The organism is Algorimicrobium echini (assembly GCF_900115185.1).
In the GTDB taxonomy this organism is placed as follows: Bacteria; Bacteroidota; Bacteroidia; order Flavobacteriales; family Flavobacteriaceae; genus Algorimicrobium; species Algorimicrobium echini.
The window spans coordinates 125296-141703 of the sequence record NZ_FOVN01000001.1 but is presented as its reverse complement, the minus strand read 5'-3'; the positions used below and the strand labels follow the sequence as shown (position 1 = coordinate 141703).

The 16408-nt window shown below is 32.8% G+C and carries 13 protein-coding genes and 1 pseudogene; 12 read left to right on the top strand and 2 right to left on the bottom strand.

The window, feature by feature from the left end; translation table 11 throughout:
- Positions 1-118: 118 nt before the first annotated feature.
- Positions 119-2494, top strand: coding sequence for a GAF domain-containing protein (locus BM239_RS00690; RefSeq protein WP_092206730.1), 2376 nt, complete (start codon positions 119-121; stop codon positions 2492-2494).
- Here BM239_RS00690 and BM239_RS00685 read toward each other — a convergent pair.
- Positions 2491-3684 (bottom strand): Pycsar system effector family protein, encoded by a 1194-nt coding sequence (locus tag BM239_RS00685; protein ID WP_092205737.1) that lies wholly within the window; start codon positions 3682-3684, stop codon positions 2491-2493. The genes BM239_RS00690 and BM239_RS00685 overlap by 4 nt on opposite strands.
- A gap of 303 nt (positions 3685-3987) precedes the next feature.
- On the opposite strand from BM239_RS00685, the gene msrB reads away from it, so the two are divergent.
- The 11 genes and pseudogenes from msrB to BM239_RS00630 all read left to right on the top strand — a co-directional run bounded on the left by msrB (position 3988) and on the right by BM239_RS00630 (position 15556).
- Positions 3988-4434, top strand: coding sequence for a peptide-methionine (R)-S-oxide reductase MsrB (gene msrB, locus BM239_RS00680; protein WP_092205736.1), 447 nt, complete (start codon positions 3988-3990; stop codon positions 4432-4434).
- Positions 4435-4457: 23 nt separating this feature from the next.
- Entirely contained in the window at positions 4458-4697 is a 240-nt protein-coding gene (locus BM239_RS00675; protein ID WP_245758162.1) for a glutaredoxin family protein, read from the top strand.
- Positions 4682-6256, top strand: a complete 1575-nt coding sequence (locus tag BM239_RS00670) for a protein adenylyltransferase SelO (RefSeq protein ID WP_245758161.1) — start codon at positions 4682-4684, stop codon at positions 6254-6256. Before BM239_RS00675 ends, BM239_RS00670 begins: the two co-directional genes overlap by 16 nt.
- 36 nt (positions 6257-6292) lie before the next feature.
- Positions 6293-6787 carry a peptide-methionine (S)-S-oxide reductase MsrA gene (msrA, locus tag BM239_RS00665; protein WP_092205734.1) on the top strand — a complete coding sequence of 165 codons (495 nt, stop codon included), beginning with the start codon at positions 6293-6295 and terminating at the stop codon, positions 6785-6787.
- Positions 6788-6815: 28 nt separating this feature from the next.
- Positions 6816-7095: pseudogene (locus BM239_RS00660) on the top strand (DUF427 domain-containing protein).
- Between the two features lie 3 nt (positions 7096-7098).
- Positions 7099-7644 carry a peptide-methionine (S)-S-oxide reductase gene (locus BM239_RS00655; RefSeq protein WP_092205733.1) on the top strand — a complete coding sequence of 182 codons (546 nt, stop codon included), beginning with the start codon at positions 7099-7101 and terminating at the stop codon, positions 7642-7644.
- Positions 7613-8830 (top strand): bifunctional alpha/beta hydrolase/OsmC family protein, encoded by a 1218-nt coding sequence (locus tag BM239_RS00650; RefSeq protein ID WP_092205732.1) that lies wholly within the window; start codon positions 7613-7615, stop codon positions 8828-8830. The genes BM239_RS00655 and BM239_RS00650 overlap by 32 nt, the downstream gene beginning before the upstream one ends.
- Complete coding sequence (gene egtB, locus BM239_RS00645) at positions 8831-9976, top strand: ergothioneine biosynthesis protein EgtB (protein ID WP_092205731.1); 1146 nt, start codon at positions 8831-8833, stop codon at positions 9974-9976.
- Position 9977: 1 nt separating this feature from the next.
- The gene (locus BM239_RS00640; protein ID WP_092205730.1) at positions 9978-10919 is read left to right on the top strand and encodes an L-histidine N(alpha)-methyltransferase; all 942 of its coding nucleotides are present in this window, start codon (positions 9978-9980) and stop codon (positions 10917-10919) included.
- Positions 10904-14611, top strand: a complete 3708-nt coding sequence (locus BM239_RS00635) for a metallophosphoesterase (protein ID WP_245758160.1) — start codon at positions 10904-10906, stop codon at positions 14609-14611. Before BM239_RS00640 ends, BM239_RS00635 begins: the two co-directional genes overlap by 16 nt.
- Before the next feature lie 75 nt (positions 14612-14686).
- On the top strand, positions 14687-15556 hold the full coding sequence (locus tag BM239_RS00630; RefSeq protein ID WP_092205729.1) for an acyl-CoA thioesterase: 870 nt from the start codon (positions 14687-14689) through the stop codon (positions 15554-15556).
- Here the strand turns inward: BM239_RS00630 and BM239_RS00625 are convergent.
- Entirely contained in the window at positions 15553-16341 is a 789-nt protein-coding gene (locus BM239_RS00625; protein ID WP_143094864.1) for a hypothetical protein, read from the bottom strand. The genes BM239_RS00630 and BM239_RS00625 overlap by 4 nt on opposite strands.
- Positions 16342-16408 lie beyond the last annotated feature (67 nt).

The window sequence follows — 16408 nt, the reverse complement described above, 5'->3', positions numbered from 1 at the left end:
CGAATAATTTAAAAGACCTTATTAGCTATTGAGGTCTTTTTTTTGTTATTTATGTTAACATTTAGATGCTAAATCGACTAATATTAAAATTCGTAACTTTAGGGTTGCAAAAATGAGTATGAAAGATATTAATGAAAATATAGATTCACCGCTTACGTTGAAAGTTAGTTTCAATACGGTTTTAAAAGAATACGATACTTTAGTTAAAAGTGGCGATTCGTTTGAGGCTTCTCATGCTAAAAAAGTATTAGAAATAGCAGAAAAAAATCCTGTTTTACGTGAAGGCTTTTCAGATCCAGAACTATTAAATACTTATAAAGAAGAAATTGCTTTTATTTTAAGAGACACCTTTAATCCAATTCTTACTAACAATGAAATTAAAACAGCATCTGTACCGTTTCATAATTTGATTTTTAATGCTTCAAATCGTTTTAAATCTATTATGAACAATGCAGGTAAAGATTACGATTTAGGTATAATTAATATGCATGATAACGACAGGTATATTATTGCATGTACACTTATTTTGAATTTTTGTTATGGCTATAAACTAAATTTAAAAAGACCTTTTTATTATGAAATTCCCGATGAAAATGGAATTTTAAGGTATTATAAAATATTATATAATGCCGATTTTACAGAAATTATAGCCCATGAAGATGCTCCTAAAATAACCATTGATGATTATAATGAATTACTAGATAATTTTGAAAATATTGCCATTTGGAAAGAAAAATTCCCACCTAATTCTTATACATTCAAAGGGTTTGTCATTGCCAATATTTTTGATGTTACCGATGATCAGTCCATTTCAAACATTAAATCCTCATTAATTGGCCAGCACAAGCGTAAAGATGAAGGATTCATGAAAGATTTTCATGAAATATTTCAATCTCTTTTTGGCCTAAAAGATATTCATGTGGGATTTTCAACCCACAATAAAAGTAATGATACTTTTGAGCGTGTTCATGGAAAAGGCATGACCAGTTATTTATTGGATAATTTGGATAGTGTGAGTTGTGAAGATGCGCTTTGCGAATGGTCCTATAAACGTCTTTTAGAGGATAAACATTATTTTTCTGTGTCCGATGTTGATGCTGCCTACAAAAAATCGCATGGCGATGCACCACACATTAAAGCATTATTTGATCAAAAAATTAAAAGTGCCATTTTTGCGCCTATTGCAAATAATGATGGGCTATTAGGTGTACTTGAAATTGTTTCTCATAAACCTAAAATATTAAACAGTATAATAGCCAACAAATTGGTAGATGTTATGCCATTTATTGTTTCGGCAGTAGAACGATCTAAAAATGACCAAGACAATTTAATAAAAGCTGTTATTCAAAAGGAATGTACCTCAATTCATGAGAGTGTTTATTGGCGTTTTGAAAAGGAAGCCAAATTATTCATCATGAATAAAAATAGAGGAAAAGAGGCTATTTTCAGAAAAATTGCTTTCGAGAAAGTGTATCCGCTTTATGGACAAATAGATGTGCAAGGTTCTTCGGATGCTAGAAATAAAGCTACCAAAGATGATTTGACTATGCAGCTCGAATTGGCTAAAAGCATTCTATTAAAAGCTAATAAGGTTGAATCTTTGCCTATATATGATCAATTTACTTTTCAATTAAATCAATTTATAAACGATTTAAATGAAAATTTTCAAGTAGATAGTGAACAGAAAATCATTGCTTTTTTCAAGCAAGATATAGAGCCATTGTTATCACATTTAAACGCTTATGATGCCTTGCAGGATATGATATCTGAATATTATGACCATTTAGATAATCAAGCCAGTGAAATTTATTATCACCGTAAAGATTTTGATGAAACTATTCTTAAAATAAATAAAACAATGGCAAAAATTCTAGATGAAAAACAGCTAGAAGCACAAGCCATGTATCCACATTATTTTGAGCGCTTTAAAACAGATGGTGTTGAACATAATATGTACATCGGTGAGTCCATTACCAAAGACGTAAGTTTTAATCCGATTTATTTATATAATTTAAGATTATGGCAAATGCAGATAATGTGTGAAATGGAAAATATGCACTATCAAATGCGTGAAAATTTACCAATTTCTTTGGATGTTGCTTCGCTTATATTAGTCTTTAACCAGCCATTGAGTATTAGTTTTAGAATGGATGAAAAACAATTTGATGTTGATGGAACCTATAATGCGCGCTATGAAATTGTTAAAAAGCGTTTAGATAAAGCCTTTATTAAAGGAACCAAGGAGCGTATTACCCATAAAGGGAAATTAACAATTGTTTATTCGCAAAAGCAAGATGAAATAGAATATTTAAGATATGTTGAGTTCTTACAGTCTAAAAAAATGTTAGACCATGATGTTGAAATTTTTGAAATAGAAGATTTACAGGCCGTAACGGGTTTAAAAGCGCTTCGTGTAAGTGTTCTTTATAATAAGGATTCTGACAGTAAAAGCTTATTCACGTATAATGATTTGATTCAAGAAATTAATGCCTAATTAAATTCAGTAACCTTAAAAGCTATACCAAAAGCAATTACTGAAATAATAAAACCAAGCATGAATATTGTGTAGGTAATTCTTAAAATACGGTATTTTCTATTTAGCACTTTTCCTAAAAAATACAAATCTTTTGTTAATGAGCCATACACATAGTTTTTGTCTTGTAAGAGTTCATCAATAGCCCATTCAAACTCCTCCAATTTCATTTTATGAAAGTTTCCAAAAAAGGTTAAGTTAACGTTTTTATTTTCAACATCTTCTTTAGTGAATTCACCGCGCGTTACATTGGGTCTTGTAGCTATAATAGAAAGTATCATAGAAATAATACTAAAAAAAACGAATATCATGGTTGGAATAATTAGATAGGAGTTAGATGGGCTATCTAATTTTGAAAACAAATTAGAAATCATTAACGAAATAATTATAGCGTTAACAGATAGTAAAATATTTGCTTTAGTGTCCGCAATGTCACTTAATTTTATGTGGTTTCTTAAAGCAACTCTATAAAATGTTTGGATGCCACGCTCTGGACTATCATTTTTATAATGCGCTTTATATTTAGCCTTCATTTCTTCTTTTTTTCGGCGTTTTTTCTGCTTGTTTTTTGTCTTTATTAAACTAGCTAAATTTTGCTCTTTTTGCTTTTGCCAATTCTTTAAAGCATAATCAGTAAAAAACTGATGTTTCTCGGCAAGCATCTTTATGTTTTCGTCAAGCCATTCCGTTATAGTGTAATAGGCAACATCTTGAATTTCTAATTCTTTTCTTAAAAACTCACTGGCTTCTTCAAAATAATCTTTACCAAAATGAGAGGCATCCGCATCACGAATAATCTTATCTAATTTGTTAGTAGGGACATCAGAAAATTTAGTAGCCAAAATGCAATTGCATACGGAGTCTATGATAGAGGGGTGAACATCATTTTTTGATAAAAATGCGCTTGCAATAGCAGCACTCTCTTCTTCGTGATTTTTTCTAGATTTTATATAACCAGTATCGTGAAATAAAGCAGATAAGCGTAAAATTTCCACTTCTTTATCTGTTAAATCAGTATGTTCAATAATTTCATTAATACTTTTAAAAACTCGAGCAGTATGGGTGTAATTATGATATAAATAAGAAGGATTTAATTCGGCCTTAAATAAATCAAACACGAATTTTTTAGATGCTTCAACAAGGTTTGTCATAGTTCTATATAGTTTTTCATCACTTTAGACGCTTAAATTACTCAAAAATAACTGGATTTAAGAATCATTTTGGGATGTATTGCTTTTTTCAATCTCAAAAGTAAGCTTCAGGTTTTATTATAATTAACCCAATGCATAATAATATGGCTTATTTTAACGCTTAATTAATATTTTATTGGGTAAAATCCACTTGGATTTGTGTATATTAAAAGTTTAAATAAAAGGTGGAGTACTTCAAAATTGGCAATTGTCTAATTGGCTGTATGCTAGCCTTAAAAATAAAATATAAACAAAAAAGTAGCTATGTTAACTTGGAAAGATATTATTAGTTTTAGTGTGAATGGAAATCCTATTCCTAACCGTCGTGTTGAAAAAACGGAAGCTGAATGGCGTGAAATTCTTACAGCCGAGCAATTTAGAATTACCAGAAAAAAAGGAACTGAAATGGCTGGTACTGGAGCATTATGCAGTGTTTTTGAAGAAGGCCAATATAATTGTGTATGTTGTAATGAACCGCTTTTTGATTCGACTATTAAATTCAATTCCAGTTCAGGATGGCCTAGTTTTACTCAACCTATTCAGGAAAATGCTATTAAATATGAAAAAGATTCCAGTTTTGGGATGGTTCGTGTTGAGGTGATGTGTAATACCTGCGATGCTCATTTAGGGCATGTATTCCCTGATGGTCCAGAACCAAGTGGTTTACGATATTGTGTGAATTCAGAGTCGATAGTATTGGAAACTAAATAGTTAAATTAAAGAAAGAATTTTCAGTGAAAAGGATTGTGTTATATGGTAGTTCAAAATGCCATAAGTCAAATTATTATCAACGTTTTTTTGAATCTCGAAATCTTAATTATACGTTTCAAGATGTTATAAAAAATGAAAGTTTGGCTCAAGAGTTATGCAGTTTATACCCAAATGGAAATTTGCATTTTCCAACAGTATTAATTGATAATAAACGGTTACGAAATCCTAATGATAAGGAGCTTTTAAAATGGTTAAACAAATAAATGTTAACATACAGGATAGATTTAACAGGGAATTGCCAGCCGATCCTGTTTTAGAAAATACCAGAAGACAGGTAGCAAAAGCTTGTTTTTCTTTTGTAAGTCCAAAACAGACAGCCAATCCAGAACTGCTTCACGTGTCTCCTGAAATGTTAGCGAGTTTAGGGTTAACAGAAGAGGATAGTAAATCAGACGCTTTTTTAAACATTTTTACAGGCAATACAGTAGTTAAAAATACGCAACCGTATGCTATGTGTTATGGTGGTCATCAGTTTGGTAGTTGGGCAGGACAATTGGGTGATGGTCGGGCTATTAATTTATTTGAGGTTAAACACAATACTAAATTTTGGGCAGTACAATTAAAAGGAGCTGGAATAACACCTTATTCCAGAACTGCTGACGGATTGGCTGTATTGCGCTCATCCATTAGAGAGTATTTGTGTAGTGAGGCCATGCATCATTTAGGAGTGCCTACCACAAGAGCATTAACTTTGGCATTATCTGGTGATAAGGTCCTACGAGACGTGATGTACGACGGAAATCCAGCATATGAAAAAGGCGCTATTGTTTCAAGAGTTTCACCGAGTTTCTTACGTTTTGGTAATTATGAAATTTTAGCAGCTAGACAAGATACTCATACATTAAAAACGCTTGTAGATTATACAATTCGTCATCATTTTTCTCATTTAGGGCAACCGTCTAAACAAACCTATATTCAGTTTTTTTCCGAGGTGTCTCAACGCACCATACAAATGATTGTTCACTGGCAACGGGTAGGCTTTGTGCATGGTGTAATGAATACCGATAACATGTCTATTTTAGGGTTAACAATAGATTATGGTCCTTATGGCTGGTTGGACGATTTTAATTTAAGTTGGACGCCTAACACAACAGATAGCCAGCATAAACGCTATAGATATGGTAATCAACCCAATATTGGTTTGTGGAATTTATACCAATTAGCCAATGCACTTTTTCCATTAATTGATGATGCAGAAGCACTAGAAAGTATTTTAAATCAATATAAAACTGATTTTGAAACACAGTCCTTACAGATGATGCGTTATAAATTAGGTTTAGAAAAAGCTGATGAAAAAGATTACCTTCTCATTCAAGATTTAGAAGATAATTTACAGCAATCAGAAACAGATATGACAATTTTCTTTAGAAGCCTCGCCGATTTTAAAAAAGCCAATCCAAGTGAGGGATTGAAAATAGTAGCGGAATCATTTTATAACCCGACCGCAATTTCTGATGTAATTAAACAAAATTGGAATGATTGGTTAATGCGTTATGCTTCTAGGTTACAGTTAGAAACCGCTACTGATGAGGCAAGAAAAAAACAAATGAATACAACAAACCCAAAATACGTGTTGCGAAACTATATGGCACAATTAGCCATCGATGCAGCTGATAAAGGCGATTATAATTTAATAGATGAGTTATTTCAGCTTTTAAAAAAGCCTTATGCTGAACAGCCACAAAACGAAAAATGGTTTGCAAAACGACCAGATTGGGCGAGACATAAAGTGGGTTGTTCCATGTTGTCATGTAGTTCATAAATATTTTACTATTAAATTTTAAATAAAACATAAAAAATGAGCAATTATAAAAAAGCATATATAGCAGGAGGCTGTTTTTGGGGTATGGAAGATTTATTTCGCACTCAAAAAGGTATTAAAGATACCGAAGTAGGTTACATAGGAGGCCAGAATGATAATCCAACTTATAAAAATCATCCAGGTCATGCGGAAGGTATCGAACTTACCTATGATGAAAATGAAACGTCTTTTAAACATATTTTAGATTATTTCTTCCGAATTCATAATCCAACTACGGTAAATAGACAGGGAAACGATATTGGGTCTAGTTATCGTTCGGCAATATTTTTTCAAAATGAAGAAGAAAAAAATGTAGCTGAAGCAATGATTAAATTGGTTAACGATTCTAATAAATGGGAAGGTACAGTAGTAACCACATTAGAACCGTACTCAAAATTTTGGCCAGCTGAACCAGAGCATCAGGATTATTTGGTGCGGAAGCCAGATGGATACACGTGTCATTTTGAGCGCTTCAGCGATAGTTTTATTTAAAAACATTAATAGTGTAAATAACCGGATTATGAAAGCCATATGGAATAATAAAATTATTGCAGAAAGTGATAAAACAGTGGTTGTTGAAAACAATCATTATTTTCCTCATGATAGTATAAAAAAAGATTTTTTTAAGCCCAGTAAAACCCATACAACTTGTCCGTGGAAAGGAGAAGCGTTATACTCTAGAGGTTGATGGGAAACTGAATCCTGATGCAGCTTGGTTTTATCCAGAAGTTTCTGCTTTAGCAAAAGGTATAAAAAACCATGTGGCATTTTGGAAAGGAGTCCAGGTTGTTAAGGATTAAAACATGAAATCCAATTCTAAAATAGCGTTTGGAGGAGGCTGTCATTGGTGTACCGAAGCTGTGTTTCAATCAGTAATTGGTGTTGAAAAAGTGGCGCAAGGGTATGTGGCTTCAATTGACGAGAATAATACTTTTTCGGAAGCTGTTATAGTTCATTTTAATACTAATTGCGTTAATTTAAACGTGTTAATTCACATACATTTGTTAACGCACAAGAGTTCATCTAATCACAGCATGCGTAACAAATACCGTTCAGCAGTATATACGTTTTCAGAAGCGCAATATGCTGAAGCTTGTTTGGTTATGGAACGTTATCGTCTGGATTTAGGTCAAGATTTAATTACTCAAATCTTGCCGTTTTCAGAATTTAAAGCATCTCGAGAGGCTATTCAGAATTATTATAAAAAGAACCCTGAAAAACCGTTTTGCGAAACATTTATTAATCCAAAGTTAACGTTATTATTAGAGCAGTTTACAGATTATGTTAACCACAATACATTAAGTCATTTAAAAACCAATGAAAAGTACAAAACTCGAAATTCAGAATAAAAAAGGCTTAACACTTCAAGCTTATTTGGAGCTGCCAGCTAATCAAAAACCGAGCTATTATGCCATTTTTGCGCACTGTTTTACCTGTACAAGTACGTTGAGTGCTGTAAAAAATATTAGTCGTGCCTTAACAAATCATGGTTTTGGTGTGGTACGTTTCGATTTTACAGGATTAGGGAAAAGTGAAGGTAACTTTTCGGATAGTCACTTTTCGGCGAATGTTGCGGATTTGCTGGCTGTAAATTCTTTTTTAAATGAAAATTATAAAGCGCCTAGTTTATTTGTTGGTCATTCTTTGGGTGGTGCTGCAGTAATTACAGCAGCCTCTAAACTGGATAATATAAAGGCCGTTGCAACTATTGGTGCTCCAGCAACAGTTGGCCATGTTACTAAATTATTTTCTCATAGTTTGGATGAGGTAAAAGCAAAAGGAGATGTTGAAGTAAATATTGGTGGTCGACCATTTAAAATTAATCAAGAATTTATTGACGATTTTAGTAAAACCGATTTACCAGAAATTACTAAAAATTTACGCAAACCACTATTAATAATGCATGCGCCTTTTGATGCTATAGTTGGTATAGATAATGCCGAAAAGCTATACCGCAATGCACACCATCCTAAAAGTTTTATTAGCTTAGATGGTGCAGATCATTTATTGTCTAATTCAAGAGATAGTCTATATGTAGGAAATATGATTGGAAATTGGGTGCAGCGCTATTTTGACCCTAAAGAAAACATAATGTTAGATACTGAAGGCGAACAGTTGGTTGCGCATTTAAATTTAAAAGAAGATAATTTTACAACAACTATTCAAACTAAAAAGCATTATCTCATTGCAGACGAGCCAGAATCTGTTGGTGGTAATGATTTTGGACCATCGCCATACGATTATTTAAGTACTGGGTTGGCTGCCTGTACAGTAATGACTTTGAAGTTATATGCCGAACGCAAGAAGTGGGACTTACAGGAAGTTTTTGCTTATATTACCTATTCTAAAAAACATAGTAATGATTTAATGCTGGATATAGAAAAACCAAAACGTATGGATCATTTACAAAAACGATTGAAATTTGTAGGAGATTTAGACGAGGATCAGAAAAACCGTTTAAAAGAAATTGCCTCAAAATGTCCTGTGCATAAAACCTTACAAAACGAAGTAATTATAGAAACCGAACTTGTTTAAATGACCATTAAAGAACAATACCAATATACAAGAAGCCGATTTTTAGAAATTTGCAAACCACTTAAAACCGAGGATTATTCAGTACAACCTGCCGTTTTTGTGTCACCTCCAAAATGGCATTTAGCACATTCTACATGGTTTTTTGAGCAGTTTGTTTTGAGTAAATTTGTTGAAAACTATCAAGTTTTTAATGAAGATTTTGCCTACCTTTTTAATAGCTATTACAACCATGCAGGAAAACGTGTGTTACGGCCAAACCGAGGTTTAATGACACGTCCGTCGGTAGATGAGGTTTATAAGTATCGCGATTTTGTAGATTTAAAAATGTTGGCTTTTTTGGATAATAACCCTTCACAAAACGCATTAAAAGTTATTGAATTGGGTATTAATCATGAACAACAGCATCAAGAGTTGTTTTATTATGATATTACGTACATTTTAGGAAACCAACCCACTTTTCCAACAATTGAAAACAAGATTGAATTAAATACACTTTCTTCACAATCAGACTTCATAAAAATACCCGAAGGATTATATGAAATTGGTTACAATGGTAACGGGTTTTGCTATGATAACGAATTAGGAAATCATAAGGTATTTCTCCAAGATTTTGAAATTAGTAATCAATTAGTTAGTAATGGTAATTACATCGATTTTATAGAAGCTGGCGGTTACCAAGATTTTAATTTATGGCATGCCGAAGGTTGGGATTTTATTCAGGAAAACAATATTATGGCACCTTTATATTGGCATAAAGTAAATGAGACTTGGTTTCAGTACACGTTAAATGGTTTCGTACCTGTAGATAAGAATAAACCAGTAACCCATATTAGTTTTTATGAAGCTTTTGCGTTTGCAGAGTGGAAACAAATGCGCTTACCAACCGAGTTTGAGTGGGAGGTAGCTTCCAAAAAAATAGATTTTGGACAATTATGGGAATGGACTAACAGTGCCTATTTGCCATATCCAAATTTTAGTAAAGCCCCAGGAGCTTTAGGTGAGTATAATGGCAAGTTTATGATTAACCAAATGGTGCTGCGTGGTGCATCAGTGGCAACGGTAAAAAACCACAGTAGAAACACATATCGAAATTTTTTCCATCCAGATATGAGATGGCAATTTTCGGGTATAAGACTTGTAAAATAATATGAATAAAACGTTTGCAATAGACGTGGTAGATGGTCTAACCGCTAAAGATAAACACCTGTCTTCTAAATATTTTTACGACGATAATGGTAGTCGCATTTTTCAGGAAATAATGAATATGCCAAGCTATTATTTAACCGATTCAGAATTTGAAATCTTATCGCTACAAGCCAAGCAAATTGTAGAGGCATTAAAGTTTAATCAGCCATTTAATATTATTGAATTAGGAGCTGGCGATGGTTTTAAAACTTTCAAACTATTAGAGTATTTAGTCAATACACATATAGATTTTAATTACGTGCCTATTGATATTTCCGAAGAGGCCATAAACATCCTATCAGAAAAATTACACGAACGTTTACCAGAATTATCAATAAAACCACAAGTAGGAGATTACTTTGAAATTTTAAATAAAAAGTTCCAAGGAAATATGCCCAATTTATTACTCTTTTTAGGAAGTAATATTGGGAACTATTTGAAGGATGATGCCATTGCGTTATTAAAATTATTTAATAAGGTTATGAATTCAGGTGATAAGCTTTTAATTGGAATGGATTTAAAGAAAAATCCTATTACTATTAAAAATGCTTATGATGATAAAGACGGCATAACGAAACGGTTTAATTTAAACTTGTTAGTTAGAATGAATCGGGAATTAGAGGCCGATTTCAAAATAGACGATTTTGATTTTTATTGCTACTATAACCCAGAGACTGGCCGTGTAAAAAGCTATATAGTTAGTTTGAAAAAACAAACGGTTTTTTTGAAAAAAATTAATAAAACCATCGCTTTTAGTCAAAATGAATTGATTTGGACAGAGTTATCTAAAAAATACAGTCTTAAGGAAATTGAAAAATTAGCTCATATTTCTGGCTTCCAAACAAAACAACATTTTTTAGATTGCAAACATTACTTTACAGATAGTTTATGGCAAAAAGAATAATAAATAAATTACAGGATACCATGATAAATTTTGATAGTAGGTGGTTGGTTTTAACGGTCTTTATCTTTTTTGGTTGTGCAACCTTTAAAACACAATATGAAGAAGCTGATTTTCAACTATCACCTTCAAAAAAAGCTATTGAGCATAGTTTTTATTTAATTGGAGATGCTGGAAACTCACCAATAGGAACAAAATCACCAGCATTAAAAGCTTTTGAAGAGGCTTTAAATAAGGCTTCTAAAAATAGCACAGCACTTTTTTTAGGAGATAATATTTATCCAAGTGGTTTACCAGAAAAAGACCATAAAAGCTACGGATTTGCCAAGCACCAATTAGATGTGCAAATAGATGCCGTAAAAAACTTTAAAGGAACCACATTATTTATTCCAGGTAATCATGATTGGTACTCTGACGGTTTGGTGGGTTTAGAGCGGCAAGAAGACTATATAGATGATATTTTGGGGAAGAACTCCTTTTTACCAGAAAACGGTTGCTCCATAGAAAATGAAACTATTACAGATAATATTGAAATGATTTTTGTAGATGCTAAATGGTATATGGCCAATTGGGATAGGCATCCAACTATGAATGACAAATGTGATATTAAAACCCGTGATGCGTTTCTAGATGAGTTTGAAAGTAGAATTAAAAAGGCGCGTGGAAAAACCACTATTGTTGCCATGCACCACCCTATGTATACCAACGGCTCTCATGGCGGACAATATTCGTTTTTAAGTCACATGAAACCATTTCCTATTTTAGGAACAATTAAAAATATTCTTCGGAAAACAACAGGTGTCAGTCCAGAAGATATTCAGAATAAGCGTTATAATGATTTGCGAAAACGATTAATTAGACTCGCACAAGAAAATGACCATGTTATTTTTGTTTCAGGACACGATCATAATTTACAATTGTTGTTTCAAGACAATCTAGCTCAAATTGTTAGTGGTTCAGGCTCTAAATCCACACCAACTCGAAATATAGGGAGTGGTGTTTTTTCATCCAGTAAAAACGGTTTTGCACGTTTAGATGTTTTTGATGATGGTTCATCTGAAGTCACTTTTTTCGATGCTGATAGCAAAGAGCCTTTATTTAGACATAGCGTTTACGAACCAATTGTTCAAGAACCAAGAGAATACCCAAGCTCGTTTCCGCAAACAACCACAGCATCTATTTATTCGGAAGAAGAAACCGATAAAAGCGGCTTTTATACCTTTCTTTGGGGAGATCGTTATTCTCAAGCTTATAGCACACCTATAAAAGCTAAAACGGCTATGCTAGACACTTTATATGGTGGTTTAACAATTGTACGAAAAGGTGGTGGAAGTCAGTCTAATTCCTTAAGGTTAAAAGATTCTTTAGGAAGAGAATATGTCATGAGAGGGCTTCGTAAAAATGCGTTGAATTATATTCAAGCCTTTGCTTTTAAAGATCAATATGTGGAAGGACAGTTTAATGAAACAGCTGCTCAAGATTTAATTTTGCATGTATTTACAGGAGCACACCCATACACACCTTTTGTAGTAGCACGTTTGTCTGAATCTATTGGTGTTTTACACACCACGCCAGAATTATATTATGTGCCACACCAAAAAACAATAGAGCCTTATAATGATACGTTCGGAGACGAGCTTTATATGATAGAAGCACATGCAGGAGATGACCATGGCCATAAGCCTGGTTTTGCTTATTCTGATGAGTTAATTGGAACAGATGATATGTTGATTGAAATTTGTTCTGATGAAGATATTATAGTTGATGAAGAGGCCTACATCCGAGCGCGACTATTTGATATGTTAATTGGCGATTGGGACAGACACCATGACCAATGGCGTTGGGCAACTACCGAAGAAAATGGTAAAACGGTATACCAACCTGTACCTCGTGATCGTGATCAAGTTTTTTCAAATATGAACGATGGATTTTTAATGGGTCTGGGTTCCTATTTAATTCCAGCAGCACGTTTATTACAGCCTTTTAGTCCAGATTTAAGAAGTCCAAAATGGTTTAATTTAGAGGTGTACCCACTCGATCAAGCATTAATAAGTGAATCAACACACGATGTCTGGAATGAACAAGTACAAATAATAACTTCTAATTTAACAGATGCCGTTATTGAAGAGGCTTTTTCTAATATACCCGAAGAACTACAAAACGATGCTATAGATGAAATTAAATTCAATTTAAAAGCACGAAGAGACAATCTTCAAAAAATATCAGATGAGTATTATGCATATATTAATAAAATAGCTATTGTAAGAGGTACCGATAAGGATGATTATTTTGATATTGAACGGTTACCTGATGGAGAAACTCACATTAAAGCATTTAGAATAAAAGGTGGTGAAAAAAAAGACTTGTTTCATGAGCGTAAATACACCAAAGAAGAAACGCGAGAAATTTGGCTCTATGCTCTAGATGATGACGATGTTCTACATGTACATGGTGAAGGTGATAATCTTATAAAATTAAGATTAATAGGTGGTCAAAATAATGATATATACCATATTGAAAATGGCAAACGCGTGGTTATGTACGATTATAAGTCAAAAGAAAACACCTTTAAAACAAACAAAGGACGTAAAAAGCTTGAAGACGATTATGATATTAATGCCTACAATTATTTTAAGTTAAAAAATAACCAGAGTCAATTTTTTCCAATTGTAGGATATAACCCAGACGATGGTGTGAAAATTGGTGCTTCTGGTACATATACAGCTTATGGTTTTGAGCGAAACCCGTTTAGCTCTAAACACACCATTAAAGCAGCTTATTATTTTGCAACAAGTGGTTTTGATGTTACCTATTCTGGAGAAATAGCCAAAATATTTGGACAGTTTAATTTAGGAATAGATGCAGCTATTACAAGTCCAAATTACAGTGTAAATTTCTTCGGGTTTGGAAATGAAACTACAAACCCAAATGCAGAAAATGATGATCTTTTTAATCGCGATTACAATCGTGTAAAACTTCAAACATTGAGTGTGGCACCTTCTTTAATTTATAAGGGTATGTTAGAAGGGGAATTTAAATTAAGAATTTCTTATCAAACTATTGAAGTTGAAGAAACGAATGGACGTTTTATAAATGATTTTTATAATACAAATCAAATTGAAAATAGAAATAACTTTATTGGAGCTCAAGCGTCATATCATTTTGAAAATCGTGATTATGAAGCCTACCCAACATTGGGCTTTGAAACAAATTTAAAAATGGGCTACCGAACCAATTTAGAAAATTCTAATGATTTTGGTTTTATCATTCCAGATGTGAGTATTGATTATAAATTGATTCCCAATGGTAAATTGGTTTTAGCAAGCAAAATGAAAGCGCATTTTATTTTAGGTGATGGATACGAGTTTTATCAAGCAGCTTCAATAGGTGCCAGTGATGGACTTCGCGGTTACAGAAATCAACGTTTTACAGGTAAAAACTCGTTTTATCAATTAACGGATGTACGCTATATGTTTAATAAAATGAAAACGGGAATTTTACCAGTTAATTTTGGTATTTATTCTGGTGTGGATTACGGACGTGTTTGGCTTAAAAACGATCCTTCAAAAAAATGGCACAATTCTTATGGTGGTGGTTTGTTGTTAATGGCTGCAGAAGTGTTCACAGGAAATATATCTTTATTCCATAGTGACGACGGATTAAGATTTGCATTTGCATTGGGATTAAATTTTTAATAATTATTTCTAGTTTAAAACTATTCGTTTATTAACAATTCTGTTATAAATAATACTTTGTAAAAAATAATGAACATGAATTCAGTAAATAACTTATTACAAATACTTCAATTAACACATCTTAAAGACAATCAATTTGAAGGTGTCAGTAAGACTGTTGGAAGTCCTAATGTTTTTGGTGGTCAAGTTCTGGCGCAGGCTTTAAATGCCGCCTATAGAACCATAGATAATCATCGTGTGTTACACTCCTTACACGCTTATTTTTTAGAAGCAGGCCATTTAGATTATCCAATACATTACGACGTGAGTGTTATGCGTAATGGAGGCAGTTTTTCGGTACGTCGTGTAACGGCCAGTCAGAATGAGCAAACTATTTTTATTTTATCAGCCTCATTTCATAAAGACGAGGAAGGATATGCGCATCAAATAGCTATGAAGTCGGATATTAAACAGCCCGAAGACCTTATGAGTTGGTCCGATATTCTAAATGAATATGGAAGCATGTTACCGCCAAAGACTAAAACATTTTTAGAAATTCCGCGACCTGTAGAATTTAAACCAACACATATTCCAAATCCTCTAGATAGAAAAGATTTACCTCCTTTTACAGATATATGGTTTAAACTAAAAGGTAATATTGGTAATTTAGAGTTGGCTATTAAACAGCAAATTTTAACCTATATTTCAGATTACAATATTTTATCTGTGGCTATCCAGCCACACGCTAGTAAAGCACATTGGGGGAATTTATTAACCGCTAGTTTAGATCATTCCATGTGGTTTTTTCGCGATTTTGATTTGAACGATTGGTTATTATTTTCGTTAGAATCACCGAGCACGGGAAATGCAAGAGGATTTGCTAAAGGCAATATTTTTACTCGAGAAGGAACTCTTGTGGCTTCTGTTGCGCAGGAGGGTTTAATGCGTTCAATTACGAAGTCTTAATCTAAAGGTAACTCATATAGGTTTCCGCCTTCATTTTTCTTGTATTCATCGGTAATATATAGTGTGTTGTTAATTTCAAAAACGCCCTCTTTTTGGGTGTTATGATCAAAAGGGATGCTTGTTATTTTACCTTTAAAAAAGTTGTCATTATCAAAACCTGAAATCTCCCATACTTTATCATGATTTAGTAAATACATGCGTTTGCCATCTTGACTCATAGCCGCAGATGTAATTTTATTGTTTTTCCCGTTTAAATTGAATTCAGAAATAACCTCGGCTTCGTGACTTCCAATACGGTTAGGTATTTTTAAAGTCATAAATTTTTTGGTTTCTTTACTAAACACATAAAAATAACCGTGATGAACAAAAAAGGCTTCAAAATCTTTGGTTTTAACATCTTTAGGTAAGCTGAAATGAATAAATTCGGCTTTGGTATTTTTAATATTAGCTTGAGGATTTATTATTTTTATAATGGTGAAATGCGTTTCATCTTTATGGTTGTTTCCAAAATCACCAATATATAAATTGCCTTCGTTATCCGAAGTCAAATCTTCCCAATCTCTATTTTTGGCATTTTTTACAGTAATATCGGCTTTAATATTTCCTTGGTTGTCTAACCCATAAATATGGTTGTTATTTCCAGCATCTTGAATTACCCAAAATAAGTTACTTGTTGTTGTTTTTTCAATTGCAGAAACTTCTGGTAAGCTACTTGGTAAGTTGGCAATGACTTTCGGGTTTCCATTTTGGCAAGCTATAAATGTTGCAATGAATAGAGTAAGCATGGTTTTAATTTTCAAATCCTGTATATTTTAGCCTAAATTTACAAACATAAAGTGACACTAAAAATTT